Origin of the sequence: Jhaorihella thermophila, from assembly GCF_900108275.1 — a bacterium.
GTDB classification, from domain to species: Bacteria; Pseudomonadota; Alphaproteobacteria; order Rhodobacterales; family Rhodobacteraceae; genus Jhaorihella; species Jhaorihella thermophila.
The window spans coordinates 41850-57042 of sequence record NZ_FNVD01000007.1 but is presented as its reverse complement, the minus strand read 5'-3'; the positions used below and the strand labels follow the sequence as shown (position 1 = coordinate 57042).

Sequence of the window (15193 nt, the reverse complement as noted above, 5' to 3'; positions counted from 1 at the left end):
CGCATTTTCTTGACTGACCGCGAGCCCGTGATAGCGTAGCTTTGACCAGATGGTCAAATCAGACAAGAGCGAACCGACACGGATCGGAACGACACAGGGAGAGTTCGGCGATGAGCGCACCGGCTGCGAATCTCAGGATCAATGGCGACAGGCTGTGGGACAGTCTGATGGAGATGGCAAAGATCGGCCCCGGCGTGGCGGGTGGCAACAACCGCCAGACCCTGACCGACGAGGACGCCGAAGGCCGTGCCCTGTTTCAAAAGTGGTGCGAAGAGGCCGGGATGACCATGGGCGTGGACGAGATGGGCAACATGTTCTTCCGCCGCGAGGGCACGGATCCCGACGCCCTGCCGGTCTATGTGGGCAGTCACCTGGACACCCAGCCCACCGGCGGCAAGTATGACGGCGTGCTGGGCGTGCTGAGCGGGCTGGAGATCGTGCGCACGCTGAACGATCTGGGCATCAAGACCCGGCACCCGATCGTGGTGGTGAACTGGACCAACGAGGAAGGCACCCGTTTCGCCCCGGCGATGCTGGCCTCGGGGGTGTTTGCCGGGGTGATCGATCAGGATTACGCTTACAATCGTACCGATGCCGAGGGGAAGCGGTTCATCGACGAGCTTGAGCGGATCGGCTGGAAGGGTGACGAAAAGGTGGGCGCGCGCAAGATGCACGCCTTTTTCGAGTATCACATCGAACAGGGCCCGATCCTCGAGGCCGAGGGCAAGGAAATCGGCGTGGTGACCCACGGGCAGGGGCTGCGCTGGATCCAGTGCACAGTGACCGGCAAGGGGCAGCATACGGGATCGACCCCCATGTACATGCGGCGCAATGCGGGGCGTGGATTGGCGCAGATCACGGAACTGGTGCATGAGATCGCGATGAAGCATCAGCCCGCGGCGGTGGGCGCGATCGGGCATATCGACATCTATCCCAACAGCCGCAACATCATCCCCGAAAAGGCCGTATTCACGGTGGATTTCCGCAGTCATCAGTTGGAGACACTGGAGGGTATGGTCGCCGAGTTGCTGGAAAAGGCGCCGAAGATCTGCGCAGATCTCGGCTGCAGCTTCGAATGGGAGGATGTCGGGCATTTCGACCCGCCGGCCTTTGACGAGACGCTGGTGGGGCGGGTCCGCTCGGCGGCCGAGCGGCTGGGCTACAGCCACATGGACATCATCTCGGGCGCCGGGCACGACGCGTGCTGGATCAACCGGGTGGCGCCGACCGCGATGGTGATGTGCCCCTGTGTCGATGGGCTGAGCCACAACGAGGCCGAGGAGATCAGCCCGGAATGGGCCCGTGCCGGGGCGGACGTGCTTTTCCACGCGGTCGTCGAGACGGCGGAGGTCGTGGAATAGGGGGCTCTGCCCCCCGTCCGCGCGGCGGCGCGCGGACTCCCCCGGGATATTTGAAGCAAGAGGAAGAAGACAGGGCCGCGAAGGTCCGACAGGGAGATCAGACATGAGCACAGTCATCAGGAACGGCACCGTCGTCACCGCCGATCTGACCTACAAGGCGGATGTGCGGGTGGATAACGGGGTGATCACCGAGATCGGCCCCGATCTGAAGGGCGGGACGGAGCTGGATGCGACCGGCTGTTACGTGATGCCCGGCGGGATCGATCCGCATACGCATCTGGAGATGCCCTTCATGGGCACCTATTCGTCGGACGATTTCGAGAGCGGAACCCGCGCGGCTCTGGCCGGGGGGACCACGATGGTGGTGGATTTCGCGCTGCCCAATCCGGGCGAGAGCCTGCTGGATGCGCTCAAGCGCTGGGACAACAAGTCCACCCGCGCCAATTGCGACTATTCCTTCCACATGGCGGTGACCTGGTGGGGCGAACAGGTGTTCAACGACATGCCCGAAGTGGTGAAGCGCGGCATCACCACGTTCAAGCATTTCCTGGCCTACAAGGGCGCGCTGATGGTGAACGATGACGAACTGTTCGCTTCGTTCAGCCGGCTGGCCGAGCTGGGCGGGATCGCGCTCGTGCATGCCGAGAACGGCGACGTCGTGGCAGAGCTGACCGCGAAGCTCTTGGCCGAGGGCAACACGGGGCCGGAGGCGCATGCCTATTCGCGCCCCTCTCAGGTGGAGGGCGAGGCGACCAACCGCGCCATCATGATCGCCGACATGGCCGGCGTGCCGCTTTACGTGGTGCATGTGTCCTGCGAGGAGGCGCACGAGGCGATCCGGCGGGCGCGGATGCAGGGCAAGCGGGTCTGGGGCGAGCCGTTGATCCAGCATCTCACGCTGGACGAGAGCGAGTATTTCAACCCCGACTGGGATCATGCCGCGCGGCGGGTCATGAGCCCGCCGTTCCGCGACAAGAAGCATCAGGACAGCCTGTGGGCCGGGCTGATGTCGGGGTCGCTGAGCGTGGTGGCCACGGACCATTGCGCCTTTACCACCGAGCAGAAGCGGATGGGCGTGGGCGATTTCTCGAAGATCCCCAACGGCACCGGGGGGCTTGAGGACCGGATGCCGATGCTGTGGACGCATGGGGTGAATACCGGGCGGCTGACGATGAACGAATTCGTGGCCGTGACCTCGACCAACATCGCCAAGATCCTGAACTGCTATCCGAAGAAAGGTGCGATCATGGTCGGGGCGGATGCCGATATCGTGGTCTGGGATCCCGAGAAGGAAAAGACCATTGCGGCCGCGACCCAGCAGTCGGCGATCGACTACAACGTGTTCGAGGGGCACCATGTGAAGGGCCTGCCGCGGTTCACCCTGACGCGCGGCCATGTGGCGGTGCATGACGGCGAGATCCGCACGCAGGAAGGCCACGGGAAGTTCGTCGCACGCGAGGCCAACGCGCCGGTGAACCGGGCGCTGTCCACCTGGAAGGAACTGACCGCGCCGCGGCCGGTGGAGCGCAGCGGGATCCCGGCGACCGGGGTATGAGCAACGCGCCGCGACCGGCCCTCGACGGCGTGCTGGAGGCCGCGCTCTATGTCGATGATCTCGACGCGGCGGCGGCCTTCTACGGCGGCGTGCTGGGGCTGGAACAGGTGATCCGGCAGGATCCGCGCCATGTGTTCTATCGCTGCGGATCGACCATCGTGCTGCTGTTTCGGGCCGACCAGACCCGGAAACCACCGGGCGAGGGCGCCCTGCCGGTGCCCACGCACGGGGCCGACGGGCCGGGGCATATCTGTTTCGCCGCCGGCGCCGAGGCGCTTGACGGCTGGGTGCGGCGGCTGACAGAGGCAGGGGTGGAGATCGAGGCGGATTTCCATTGGCCCAACGGGGCGCGGTCGGTCTATGTGCGCGATCCCTCGGGCAACAGTGTGGAATTCGCCGAACCGAAATTGTGGGAGCAGTCGAATTGACGGAAACGAACCCGGTCATCAGCGCCCGGAATCTGGATCTGGTATTCCAGACCAATGACGGGCCGGTGCAGGCGCTCAAGGATGTCGCGCTGGACATCGAAAAGGGCGACTTCGTGAGCTTCATCGGCCCTTCGGGCTGTGGCAAGACGACATTTCTGCGGGTGATCGCCGCGTTGGAGCACCCCACTGGCGGCACCGTCACCGTGAACGGCATGACCCCGGACGAGGCCCGGCGGCAGCGCGCCTATGGCTATGTGTTTCAGGCGGCGGGGCTTTTTCCGTGGCGCACGATCGCGCGCAACATCAAGCTGCCGCTGGAGATCATGGGCTTTTCCCGCGCCGAACAGGACGAGCGGGTGGAGCGCGTGCTCAAGCTCGTCGATCTGGACGGGTTCGGCGAGAAATACCCCTGGCAGCTGTCGGGGGGCATGCAGCAGCGCGCCAGCATCGCCCGCGCTCTGGCCTTTGACGCCGACATCCTGCTGATGGACGAACCCTTCGGCGCGCTGGACGAGATCGTTCGCGACCACCTGAACGAACAGTTGCTCGCGCTGTGGGAGCGGACCGGCAAGACGATATGTTTCGTCACCCATTCGATCCCCGAGGCGGTGTATCTCTCCACCAAGATCGTGGTGATGAGCCCACGGCCCGGGCGGATTACCGACGTGATCGAAAGCCCGCTGCCGAAGGAGCGGCCGCTGGACATCCGGGACACGCCGGAATTTCTGGAAATCGCGCACCGGGTGCGCGAAGGTCTGCGCGCGGGACATGCCTATGACGATTGACGCCTATGTGAAAAGCGACGGGGAGGGCCGACCATGAGAAACACCTGGCCCGTTCTCGTGGTGCTCGGCGCGATTGCCGCGCTGTGGTATCTCGCGGTGGCGCCGATGAACATCCGCGGCGCGCTGGATCAGGCCGAACGCGCCGGCGCGGTGGTGGCGCCAGAGACGCCCAAGGCCCGTCAGGAGGTTTCGGTCTGGCGGCTGATGATCGACAATCCCGACCATATCGCCGCCGGTTACAGCCTGGACCGGCCGCGCTTGCCGACCCCGGTTCAGGTGGGCGAGGAGCTGTGGAAGAGCACCGTCGGCATGGCCCTGCGGGGTCGCGCCATGTCGAAACGGTCGCTTATCTATCACGGCTGGGTGACGTTGCAGGCCACGCTGTGGGGGTTCCTGCTGGGCACCGCGGTCGGCATCCTGGGCGCGGTGGCGATCGTGCACTGGCGGGTGATGGACATGAGCCTCATGCCCTGGGCGATCATCAGCCAGACCGTGCCCATCGTCGCGCTCGCGCCCATGATCATCGTGGTCTCGGCGCAGATCGGGATCGAGGGGCGGGCAATCCCCAAGGCGATCATCTCGGCTTACTTGTGCTATTTCCCGGTGTTGGTGGGCATGGTCAAGGGGCTGCGGGCGCCCACCGTGTCGCAGATCGACCTGCTCAAGACCTACAACGCCTCGGCCTTGCAGGGATTTCTCAAGCTGCGGGTTCCGGCTTCGCTGCCCTATCTCTTTACCTCGCTGAAGGTGGGGATCGCGGCGGCGCTGGTCGGCACCATTGTGGGCGAGCTGCCCACGGGCGCGATCTCGGGCCTTGGCGCGCGGATTCTGATCGGCGACCAGTTCGGCACGCCACTGGCGATCTGGGCGGCTCTGGTGGCGGCGGCGATCCTGGCCGGCGTTCTGGTCACGCTGCTTGATCTGCTTCAGAAGATCACGCTGAAACGCATGGGGTTCCGGCAATGAACGCGCTGGTTTTCGCTCTTGTCTTCTGGCTGGGCGCCTGGGCGCTGAATGCCGCGCTGGCCCGGTCGCGTTGGCACGCGACGCGCCCGGTGCGCATCTTCGTGCCGGTCCTGTTCGGCGTTACGCTGCTGGTGTTGTGGGAAGGCATCGTGCGCGGGCTGGACGTGTCGCCGGTGATCCTGCCCGCGCCGTCGCGCGTGGCGCAGACCTTCGTCGTCTCGACCGACACGCTGTGGCTGGACTTCAGACAGACGGTGCTGAAGGGGGCGCTGTCGGGTTACTTGATCGGCTGCATCGCGGCCTTTCTGACCGCCATCGCCATCGACCGGTCGTCCTTCCTGACGCGCGGGCTGTTGCCGATCGGCAATTTCGTGGCCGCCCTGCCCATAGTCGGCATAGCGCCGATCCTGGTCAGCTGGTTCGGCTTCGACTGGCACTCCAAGGCCGCGGTGGTGGTGGTGATGGTGTTCTTTCCGATGCTGGTGAACACGGTGCAGGGTCTGCGCGAAACCGATCCGATGCAGCGCGACCTGATGCGCACCTATGCGGCGGGCTATCTCCAGACGCTCGTCAAGCTGCGCCTGCCGGCGGCCATGCCCTTCGTGTTCAACGGGCTCAAGATCGCCACCACGCTGGCGCTGATCGGGGCGATCGTGGCGGAATATTTCGGCTCGCCGATCTATGGCATGGGTTTCCGCATCTCTACCGGGGTGGGCAGCCTGTCCATCGACCTCGTTTGGGCCGAAATCGCCGTCGCCGCCTTGGCCGGCACCGTGTTCTACGGGCTGGTCGCCTGGGCGGAGCGGCTGGTGACCTTCTGGCATCCCTCGCAACGGGGGTGACGGACACGAACAACAATCACGACCCTTGGGGCCGAGCAATAATGTTCAACAAGGAGAGGTAAAGATGAAGAAAATCCTGACCGCCGCCGCGATGGCGCTGTCCATGGCCGCCCTGCCGGCCTGGGCCGCCGATCCGGTCAAGCTGCAGCTGAAATGGGTGACCCAGGCCCAGTTCGCAGGCTATTACGTCGCCGCCGACAAGGGCTTCTACGAAGAAGAGGGGCTGGACGTCACGATCCTGCCCGGCGGGCCCGACATCGCGCCCGAACAGGTGATCGCCGGCGGCGGTGCCGACGTGATCGTGGACTGGATGCCGGCAGCCCTTGCCGCGCGCGAACGCGGTCTGGCGCTGGTCAACATCGCCCAGCCCTTCAAACGATCGGGCATGATGCTGACCTGCTGGAAGGATACCGGCATCTCCAAGCCCGAGGATCTGGCCAACCACACGCTGGGGGTCTGGTTCTTCGGCAACGAATATCCCTTCCTCAGCTGGATGAGCCAACTTGGCATCTCGACCGACGGCAAGTCCGAAAACGGCGTCGAAGTGCTGAAGCAGGGCTTCAACGTTGACCCGTTGCTGCAGCGCCAGGCCGACTGCATCTCGACCATGACCTACAACGAATACTGGCAGGTGATCGACGCGGGCGTGTCGCCGGATGACCTCATCACCTTCAAGTACGAAGACTACGGCGTGGCCACGCTGGAGGACGGGCTTTACGTGCTCGAGGAAAACCTCGAGGATCCCGCCTTCGTGGACAAGATGGTGCGGTTTGTCCGCGCCTCGATGAAGGGCTGGAAATGGGCCGAGGAAAACCCCGACGAGGCCGCGATGATCGTTCTGGACAACGACCAGACCGGCGCGCAGACCGAAAAGCACCAGAAGCGGATGATGGGCGAGATCGCCAAGCTGACCTCCGGATCGGACGGCACGCTTGACCCGGCCGATTACGAGCGCACGGTCAGGATCCTGCTGGCCGGCGGCTCGGATCCGGTGATCACGAAAGAGCCGCAAGGCGCCTGGACCCACGCGATCACCGACAAGGCTCTTAAATAGAATTCCGATCCCTCTTCGCGAAACGCGGCGTCCCCCGAAGCGGGGCCGCCGGCATGTTCGCGCCGGCGCCTCCGGATCGGGCCGAAACCGTTCTCTTCATCTTGCTGCAAATACTCCGGGGGTCCGGGGGCAGAGCCCCCGGCCGGTCGGATCGGCGAAGGCCGATCCGAAACCGCCGCCAGGCGGCCTGAAGCCAGGCGGTCTGAAGCCGGGCCCGCTGCAGCCGGGCGCGCGCCCATGGCGCTTCGCTCGGCCGCGCGCTTAGGCCGCGGTCGCCCCTTTGGCCTGGGGCTGCCGGTAGAGCGGAAAAATCACATGGAACTCGCTGCCTTCGCCCAGCGCGCTGGTCAGCCCGATCCGGCCGCCCATGTCCTTGACCAGCCGCTTGGCAATCGCCAGCCCCAACCCGCTGCCCTCTCTTTCCCGCTGGTCCGAGGCATCGACCTGCGAGAACGCCACGAACAGCTTCTCCTGTTGCTCCGGCGAAATTCCCCGGCCGTGATCACGCACGCCGATGCGGCATTCTTCGTCGTCGCAATCGACCGTGACCTCCACCGTCTCACCGGGGTTGGAAAACTTGGCCGCGTTGGACAGAAGGTTGTCCATGATCTGCAGAAACCGCCCCCGGTCCGCTTCGATCATCGCGCCGGCTGCCGGTGTGGCCTCCAGGACATAACGCACACCGAACCGCTGCGCGTAGGGGCGGTTCGCTTCGATCGCCCGCTCGACCATCTTCATCAGCTCCAGCGGTTCGGGGCTGTATTCGATCCGGCCGCTCTCGATCTTCTGCATGTCGAGGATGTCGTTCACCAGCCGCGTCAGGCGGTCGCAATTTTCATAGGCGATCTGGACAAGGCGGCGCAGCCGAGCGTCGGGCGTGCCCAGCTTGCCGCTCAGCACCAGCCCCAGCCCGCCCTTGATCGAGGTCAGAGGCGTTCTCAACTCGTGGCTGACCGTGCTCAGGAACGCCGATTTGGCCTGGCTGGCCTCTTCGGCGCGCAGGCGCGCGTTTTCGAGATCGGTGATATCCGTATGCAGCCCGACCGAAAACCCGTCCGGCATGCGCACGTCGGTCACCCGCAGCCGCCGTCCGTCCGAGAGATGGCGCAGGGTTTCCGAGAACGGCAGTCGCGTCTCGCGCAACCGCCGAGCCAGCCATTGTGCTTCTTTCCCCTCCGCGTCCGCGATGGAATTTCGCTCGAGAATGGCGCGGATGACGTCCTGTCGGGGCGTGCCCGCCCGCACCGCTCCGTCCGGCAGGTTGTAAAGTTCCCTGTATCGCCTGTTGCACTGGACCAGCCGGTTGTTGGCATCGAACATCACGAAGGCATCGTTCAGCGAGTTGATCGCCTTGATCAGGTGGCGTTGGGCCTCTTCCCGTTGCCGCGAAATGCGCTGGAACACGTAGATCAGCAGCAGCAGCATCCCGGTCAGAACCGAAGTCAGCGCCCAGATGCGCGATTCGTGGGATGACCGGGCCGGCCATCCTCCTACGGGAACGGCGGCGATTTCCCAGGTGGCAAAGGGCAGACGCAGGGCGACCGCTTCGGGGTTCTCTTGAAAAACAGCCGGATCGCCATGGGCCACCGCCTTCGGTTGGCCCGCCTGATCGAGCTTTCGCAGCGCAATGTGGTAGCCGTGCGTGATCGCGGCGATCTCCTCCGAGGTCATGATCTCGTCAAGACTGGCGACCACTGCGGTGCTGCCCCAGTAGCGCTGGCGTCCGGTTTCGGGATCCCGGATCAGGACCGGTGCGCGGTAGATCAATCCCTTGCCGCCCTGAACCAGTTTGTAGGGGCCCGACTGCGTCACGGTCCGGTTTCGGCGCGTCAGGTTCAGCCCCGGAAGTTGCGCATGGACATAGGTGACATCGGCGCCGACCGCCCTGGCGTTGCGCTCATAGGGGTAGACGCGCGTGATCACCGATCCTTTCAGCAGGGCGATATTGAGAATGCCGTCCCGCCTGCTGCCGGTGATGTCGCCGGCGACCTCTTCGAATGCCTTCTGCGAGATATCGGGTTCGCGGCGGACCACTGCCGCCACGGCGCGCACCGTCAGCGCGTGTTCGTTCATGACCGACGCCAGCTGCGCAACCAGATGTGAGGTAACCCGCTGCGCCTCGGTTCTGGCGTTGGCGCGGGCTTCCTCCAGTCGAAAAGCCTGCGCCCGCAGCCCTATGAAGATGGCCCCTCCGACGATCAATAGGACGAGGCAGACATAAACCGCGTTCCAGACCGCGCGCCTCGGATCGGGCCTGCCCGTCGCTGGCTGGCGGGGCGTGCGGGATTGCCGGTCCGTCATGTCCTGCTCCCGTTTCGGCCCCACGCCATCACCGAAGTTCCCAAAGCCCGCGGCGGCGTAAACGGGGCCGACCTCCGGGCTTGGCTCGGAGCATGGTGCGGGGGTGGCTGCTCGTGTCGGTGCAACTATCGGTCGCCTTTTTTGCAAAGACTAGCATGCCCCGAGACCCTGACAACACCGGACGTGACAACACGGTCGAAGGTCTTGCAGGCTTGCATCATCAGGGGCCGCTGCCTCCCGCCGCGCTCGGGGTTCGCCATAATTTCGTCAAAATTGTTGCTAAACTGGAAACAGAACAGAAAACAGCCATAAGCTGAAAGCGGGCGAGCAATGAGAATTCTTGCGGTCGATGACGATCCGATCATCCTCGAGATCCTCAAGGAAGTCCTGTCCACTGATGCGCACAGGCAGGTTTCGGTCGCGGAATCGGCGGAAGAAGCGCTGTCGATGCTCGCCGGGGCGGACGAGCAGTTCGATTGCTTCCTGCTGGATATCCAGATGCCCGGAATGGACGGGGTCGAACTGTGCGGTCGCATCCGTGCGATGCCGCAATATGCGCGCTCGCCGATCCTCATGCTGACGGCGATGTCCGAAAAGTCCTATATCGACCGCTCATTCGCGGCCGGCGCGTCGGACTACATCACCAAGCCGTTTGACATGGTCGAGTTCGAGGCGCGGATCCGCACCGCCGAGCAGATCGTCGAAGAGCGCCGCCGCGCCGCCGAGAGCAATCTCGCGCTGATGTCGCTGAAAAAGCAGGACGGGACCGAACAACAACGCCCGCCGCTTTCCGAACCGGTGACCGTGGCTGATGTCGACGGCATGATCGAACCTCTGGCGTTCGAGAACTACTTGCTGCAACTGGGGCGGGTGCAACAGTTCATGTCCGCCGTGATCGCGGTGAAGGTGGCCAATATCGCCGGCATCTATCAGGGCTGCTCGGGACGGAGCTTCCGATTCTTTCTCGAGGACATGTCCGACGCCCTGGCTGACAGCCTGCGGCGCTGGCCGTTCCTGATGTGCTGCTTTGGCAACGGAATTTTCCTGATTTCGGTCGACCGCCGCGTGGCCGAGGCGGTGCAAGAGGAACTCAGGACCAGCCTGCCCGCCGCGCTGAGTGAGATATCCCCGATGTTCGACGACGGAACGCCGATCCCGATCGACATTGCGGTCGGTTCGCCCAGCTATCCGGGGCTTTTCAAGGGCCGTTCGGTCGCGGCGATGATTCAGGTCGCCATCGATGATGCCGAACTCAAGGCCATGCACCGCCCGCGGCTGGCCACGAAAAAGCCGCTGGGGGGCGCGGTGCGCGCGCAAACGCAAGAAGAAAGACCCGACGCGACCGCCATCGCCTGGTGATGCCGGTCGATAAACTCTCAGAGTAGCCACTCATGCTCGGAGGAGGAGTGCGGATGAGTATTCAGGACGCCCTGAAAGGGATTCGCCGCCGTTATGCCGATCACCTGCACGATCACAGAGCGCAGTTGTCCAACCTCGTGCAAGATGCGCGGCAGGGACCTGACCCGGTGGCGGCGATCGAACAGATCAGGTTTCGCGCGCACAAGATTTCCGGCACGGCCGCCACATTGGGCTTTCAGTCGCTGGGGGAAACGGCCGCCTTGTGCGAGCAGCGCGCAAACGTCTGCCTCGAGGCGCAGGCGCATGTGGACCCCATGCTTGCGGTTGCCACGCAGCTGATCGGCCGGATCGATGAAGCCTTGGGCGACATCGGATGAGGCCGCGGCGGGGCAGGGCGGACATGCCCTGCCGGCCCGCGGTCAGGCGGCTTCCGCTTCGGCCCAGATCGCGCGGATCTGATCGCCCAGGGTCATCGGATCGAACGGCTTGGTGATCACCGCGATCGCGCCAGCATCAAGGAAGGACTGAATCTCGGCATTCTGCACCTTGGCTGTCATGAAGATGGCCGGCGTGTGCGCGAAGCCGTCGATCTTTCTGAGATCCTTGAGCAGTTCGGGACCGGTCTTCTTGGGCATCATCACGTCAAGGAGGAACAGATCGGGCTGGAATGCCGCGCATTTTTCGATCGCCTCGGTCCATGTCAGGCACGAGGCCACCTGAAAGCCGTGCAGTTGCTCCAGCGTGAGGCCGGCGATTTCGAGGATGTCCTTGTCATCCTCGACATGGAGGATCTTTGTCAGTGGCTTCATGGGATTATTCCTCTTTCTTCATTCAGTTTCGTGCGGTTTCGGCGGGGTTTGTCGGCGCGGCCCCGTCCGTCTTCGGCATCTTTCGGGCACTGGCGGTTCCGGCTGCGTGCGCGCCTTCGACGCGCCGGGCCGGGCGGAGCCCTTCACTACGTAGACTTGTTGCCCCAACGACCTTCCGGGTCAGATCGTCAACGGTTTCACCGTCCGAATAAAAGACGACGCGGTCGCCGCGCACCCGCTGATACTGCACCGCCTCGGCAATCCAGCTTTGCGCCGCCGGGCCGAGGTCGCGGTTCAGCACCAGGCAATCGATGGCGTCCGTGTCCGCCTGCTCGTCCAATTGCGCCAGAGAGCGCGCGACGCTGCATTTCAGGCCGGCCCGCTCCAGCGCGAACCAGATTTCCATCGCCCGCTCTGCATCGCGTTCGCAGATCAGAACGCAGGGGCCGTTGTCGCGGTCCTTGGGCGTTTCAGGCCGCTGCTCGGGCTGTTTGAGCGGCAGGCGGAAGTAAAACCGGGTGCCGCCGTCGCCGGGGCAGTCGAATCCGATCGTTCCGCCATGCGCCTCGACGATGGCCTTGGAGATGCTGAGCCCCAGCCCGGTGCCGCCCTTGCGGCGCACATCCGACGAATCCGCCTGCGTGAACCGGTTGAAGATGGTCGGGCGGGCCTCTTCGGGGATGCCGTCGCCGTGGTCGCGCACCGCCACCTCGGCTTCGGCGCCCTCGCAGGTCAGGGTGACTTCGACCGTCTTGTCCGCCCCCGAGAACTTGGCGGCATTGGACAGAAGATTCGAAACGACCTGCTGAATGCGCAGCTTGTCCGCCCTGCAGATCACCTGCGAACGCGGCGCCGCAAGCCGGAAGGTCACGCCGTGCTGGCGGGCATAGCCCTGATTCATCTCGACTGCTTCGCGCAGCGCGGAACCAAGGTCCAGATCGTCGAGCGCATAGGTCATTTCGCCGGCCTCGATCTTTTCCCAGTCGAGGATGTCGTTGATCAGCGCATGCAGCCGGTCGGCGTTCATGTAGGCAATGTCCAGCATCCGGGTCAGGCGGTCGGGATCCATCTTGTCGATGCCGGCCTTGATCAGTCCCAGAGAGCCCTTGATCGAGGTCAGCGGCGTGCGCAACTCGTGGCTGACCGTTGCCAGGAACTGCGACTTGGCGGTTTCGGCCTGCTTCTTTTCGGTGATGTCACGATAGATCGACAGGAAACGCGGCCGATCGTTTTCGGGCTTGATCAGGTGCAGATAGACCTCGAGGTTGCGGCCATCGCGGTCCCGGGTTTCAAAGACCATCGACCTTTCCGGCCCCCGGATCAGCGCCGCGCATTTTTCTTCGAGCCATTTCTGCTGCTTGTCGGTAATGTAGTCCCAGGTGTGGCGGCCGCGCCAGCCGTCCGCGCCCCAGCCGACGCGTTCCAGCGCGTTCCGGCTCATGTAGGTAAAGGCATAGCTGCCGGGCCAGAACATGTAGATCTCGTCCTCGATCAGGTCGAGAGAGACCCTCAGTTGTCTCAGCTCCGCCTCGGCCTGTGCCTGCTCGGTGCGGTCGCGCAGTATCGCGATAAAGCGCGGCTTGCGTCCCTTGGGCTGGACATAGCGGATGTCGTATTCCATCACGCGGACAGAGCCGTCCGGCAGGTCGATCTCGCGGCGAAAGATCTTCTGCTTGCTGTCGCCTTCGAGGATCGGTTTCAGCACCGCGTCGCATTCTTCGGGGCTGAGCCCGACCACCAGATCGCTGGGGGTCAACTGGCGAATATCCTCGTCGGCCAGGCCGAAATGCAGTTTCGCGGCCCGGTTGGCATAGAAGAACCGTTTGGTGTCCGGCCAGAACATGAAGATCTGGTCGCTGACCGTATCCAGCGTGTTGGACAGCTCGGTCACCAGGTTCCTGACATCGGTTTCGTCGGTGATGTCGTGCAGATTCGCCACGAAACGCGGTGCGATGCCGTGCGGGGCCAGATATTGGATGTGATAGCTCGTCTCGATCCGGCGCCCGTCGGGCATGATCCGCTCACATGCGAACGAAATCGGCGCGCCGTTCTCTTTGGCCAGCATCTGCAACAGCCGGCGCAGGCGGGCGGCATCTTCGTCGGACATGAAATCGAACAGCGTCCGTCCCGTCAGATCCGCATCGGACATTCCCGCAACCTTTTGCGCGGTGCCGTTTGCAAAGGTTATCCGGTAGCTGTCCGCCGCGAATATGAACACCTCGCCCGGTGTGCATTCCAGATATTGCCGCAGGTTCATTTCAGCCTGCGCGGCCTTCAGCGCCGTGACGTCGGTGCGAACCGAGACAAAGCCCCGGATCCTGCCCTTGGCGTCGAATCGCGGGGCGACCGTGGTCTGGACCCACCAGACGCCGCCATCCTTGCGGCGGTTGGCAAGCTCTCCGCTCCAGATTTCGCCGCGGCGAAGCGTGGCCCACATCTCTTCGTAGGTTTCGGGCGGGACAAGCTCGGTGCGCAGGATCGAATGGGACTGGCCGACGATCTCTTCGCGGGTAAAACCGCTGACCTCGACGAAGCGTTGATTGACATCGGTGATGATGCCGTTTGCGTCGCTCAGCGACACGATCGCATGCCGGTCCAGGGCCTCCCGGTAGACAAGGCGTTCGGAATCCGCGAGCCGCGCAAGCTCGGTCTGTTCATCCACGGCGATGGATCGTTTCCGAAGAAGAAACAATAGCAAGCCATATCCCGCCAGAATTCCAAGGGCGACAAGGGCGATCCAGCGGCTGTTCCGCCGAAGCACGTCGCCGAGCCGGGCCTCTTCAGGCAAGGAATAGGGCGGGGCCTTGAGTTCCTTCAGCAATTCATGCACCGGCCAGTAATCGGCGACGTTCTGCCAGCCCATATAGCTGCCCGCGATCGCCGCCGGGTGATCGGGCGTGATCGCGGTCAGCGCCGCCAGCAGCGGCGCCCGGAGCGAATCCGGCGCCTTCGGGCTCTCGGCAAAGGCCCACTCGGGATAGAGTTCGGTGGACAGGGCAAAGGGAAAACCGGGAACGGTTCGCGCGCCGATCACATGAACCTCGTTCAGATCGATCAGCCCCTGGTGGGCCATGCGTTCCAGCGTGCCGGTGCGCACCACGCCCGCGTCAACGCGGCCCGACAGGACGGCGCGCACGACGGTCTGCTGGTTCCCACCCGCAAACGAGATGCCGCCGTGGAAATCGTCTGGGTTCCGGCCGGCTCGCTGCAGGCTGGGCACGGCGACCAACCATCCGCCAAAGGCGCGGGGCGACACCGCCATGAGATCCTGCCCGGAAAGATCATCGATGCCCCGAATGTCCGTTCTGTCGGCACGGGTGAAGATGACCGATCCGAACCGGGTCACCGGGCGGCCCTGCCAGGCGTTGACAAGGGTCAGGCGTTCTTCGACGCCGTATTTTACGTCCATGACGGCAAAGGAGCCGGGATCGGTGATCACATAGTCGAATTCACCCTCTGCAGCGGCCTGTTCGATGGCCTCCGGGCTGTCATAGGTGCGCAGGCGGAAAGTCTTGTCCGGGAAATTCGCGTTCAGATATTTCACAGTGGGCTGCCAGCGCGCGATCGCCTGTTCCCGGCCCAGATGCGCACGAACCCCGATGGTGATTTCCGCCGGCTGCGGCGCGGCAAGCGTCTGTGCCCGCACGGCCGCTGCCCCGGCCATCAGCATGATCAGAGAGAGGGTCGCGGCGATCACAGCCGTGCCGGATCGTCGCGCCGGTGCCTTTCGGGC

General features: G+C 64.2%; 12 protein-coding genes. 9 read left to right on the top strand and 3 right to left on the bottom strand.

Translation table 11 applies throughout. From position 1 onward, the window contains the following. The first annotated feature begins 110 nt into the window (after positions 1 to 110). From C4S70_RS09825 to C4S70_RS09795, 7 genes are all read left to right on the top strand, one after another. The gene (locus tag C4S70_RS09825; RefSeq protein WP_104007938.1) at positions 111 to 1361 is read left to right on the top strand and encodes a Zn-dependent hydrolase; all 1251 of its coding nucleotides are present in this window, start codon (positions 111 to 113) and stop codon (positions 1359 to 1361) included. A 103-nt stretch (positions 1362 to 1464) separates the two neighbouring features. Continuing rightward, entirely contained in the window at positions 1465 to 2916 is a 1452-nt protein-coding gene (hydA, locus tag C4S70_RS09820; protein ID WP_104007937.1) for a dihydropyrimidinase, read from the top strand. Next, the gene (locus C4S70_RS09815) at positions 2913 to 3344 is read left to right on the top strand and encodes a VOC family protein (RefSeq protein ID WP_104007936.1); all 432 of its coding nucleotides are present in this window, start codon (positions 2913 to 2915) and stop codon (positions 3342 to 3344) included. Before hydA ends, C4S70_RS09815 begins: the two co-directional genes overlap by 4 nt. After that, positions 3341 to 4129 (top strand): ABC transporter ATP-binding protein, encoded by a 789-nt coding sequence (locus C4S70_RS09810; protein WP_235003785.1) that lies wholly within the window; start codon positions 3341 to 3343, stop codon positions 4127 to 4129. Before C4S70_RS09815 ends, C4S70_RS09810 begins: the two co-directional genes overlap by 4 nt. 33 nt (positions 4130 to 4162) lie before the next feature. After that, positions 4163 to 5095: an ABC transporter permease gene (locus tag C4S70_RS09805; protein WP_104007935.1), complete on the top strand. Its 933-nt coding sequence runs from the start codon at positions 4163 to 4165 to the stop codon at positions 5093 to 5095. Then, positions 5092 to 5937 (top strand): ABC transporter permease, encoded by an 846-nt coding sequence (locus C4S70_RS09800; RefSeq protein WP_104007934.1) that lies wholly within the window; start codon positions 5092 to 5094, stop codon positions 5935 to 5937. Before C4S70_RS09805 ends, C4S70_RS09800 begins: the two co-directional genes overlap by 4 nt. A gap of 64 nt (positions 5938 to 6001) precedes the next feature. Continuing rightward, positions 6002 to 6991: an ABC transporter substrate-binding protein gene (locus C4S70_RS09795; protein WP_104007933.1), complete on the top strand. Its 990-nt coding sequence runs from the start codon at positions 6002 to 6004 to the stop codon at positions 6989 to 6991. A gap of 261 nt (positions 6992 to 7252) precedes the next feature. Here the strand turns inward: C4S70_RS09795 and C4S70_RS09790 are convergent, their stop codons facing one another. Then, on the bottom strand, positions 7253 to 9292 hold the full coding sequence (locus C4S70_RS09790) for a sensor histidine kinase (protein WP_104007932.1): 2040 nt from the start codon (positions 9290 to 9292) through the stop codon (positions 7253 to 7255). Positions 9293 to 9622: 330 nt separating this feature from the next. Between C4S70_RS09790 and C4S70_RS09785 the strand changes: the two genes are divergently transcribed. Continuing rightward, positions 9623 to 10651 carry a response regulator gene (locus C4S70_RS09785; RefSeq protein WP_104007931.1) on the top strand — a complete coding sequence of 343 codons (1029 nt, stop codon included), beginning with the start codon at positions 9623 to 9625 and terminating at the stop codon, positions 10649 to 10651. Between the two features lie 53 nt (positions 10652 to 10704). Beyond that, the gene (locus C4S70_RS09780; protein ID WP_160114864.1) at positions 10705 to 11028 is read left to right on the top strand and encodes an Hpt domain-containing protein; all 324 of its coding nucleotides are present in this window, start codon (positions 10705 to 10707) and stop codon (positions 11026 to 11028) included. 42 nt (positions 11029 to 11070) lie between these two features. Here C4S70_RS09780 and C4S70_RS09775 read toward each other — a convergent pair whose 3' ends face one another. Together C4S70_RS09775 and C4S70_RS09770 are read right to left on the bottom strand one after the other, a co-directional pair. Continuing rightward, positions 11071 to 11460, bottom strand: a complete 390-nt coding sequence (locus C4S70_RS09775) for a response regulator (protein WP_104007929.1) — start codon at positions 11458 to 11460, stop codon at positions 11071 to 11073. Between the two features lie 22 nt (positions 11461 to 11482). Beyond that, entirely contained in the window at positions 11483 to 15157 is a 3675-nt protein-coding gene (locus C4S70_RS09770) for a PAS domain S-box protein (protein WP_235003784.1), read from the bottom strand. Between the last annotated feature and the right edge of the window lie 36 nt (positions 15158 to 15193).

Excerpts from the sequence above, each read along its gene's own strand:
- C4S70_RS09825 (WP_104007938.1), top strand. The coding sequence starts at position 111 with ATGAGCGCACCGGCTGCGAATCTCAGGATCAATGGCGACAGGCTGTGG.
- hydA (WP_104007937.1), top strand. The coding sequence starts at position 1,465 with ATGAGCACAGTCATCAGGAACGGCACCGTCGTCACCGCCGATCTGACC.
- C4S70_RS09815 (WP_104007936.1), top strand. The coding sequence starts at position 2,913 with ATGAGCAACGCGCCGCGACCGGCCCTCGACGGCGTGCTGGAGGCCGCG.
- C4S70_RS09805 (WP_104007935.1), top strand. The coding sequence starts at position 4,163 with ATGAGAAACACCTGGCCCGTTCTCGTGGTGCTCGGCGCGATTGCCGCG.
- C4S70_RS09800 (WP_104007934.1), top strand. The coding sequence starts at position 5,092 with ATGAACGCGCTGGTTTTCGCTCTTGTCTTCTGGCTGGGCGCCTGGGCG.
- C4S70_RS09795 (WP_104007933.1), top strand. The coding sequence starts at position 6,002 with ATGAAGAAAATCCTGACCGCCGCCGCGATGGCGCTGTCCATGGCCGCC.
- C4S70_RS09790 (WP_104007932.1), bottom strand. The coding sequence starts at position 9,292 with ATGACGGACCGGCAATCCCGCACGCCCCGCCAGCCAGCGACGGGCAGG.
- C4S70_RS09785 (WP_104007931.1), top strand. The coding sequence starts at position 9,623 with ATGAGAATTCTTGCGGTCGATGACGATCCGATCATCCTCGAGATCCTC.
- C4S70_RS09780 (WP_160114864.1), top strand. The coding sequence starts at position 10,705 with ATGAGTATTCAGGACGCCCTGAAAGGGATTCGCCGCCGTTATGCCGAT.
- C4S70_RS09775 (WP_104007929.1), bottom strand. The coding sequence starts at position 11,460 with ATGAAGCCACTGACAAAGATCCTCCATGTCGAGGATGACAAGGACATC.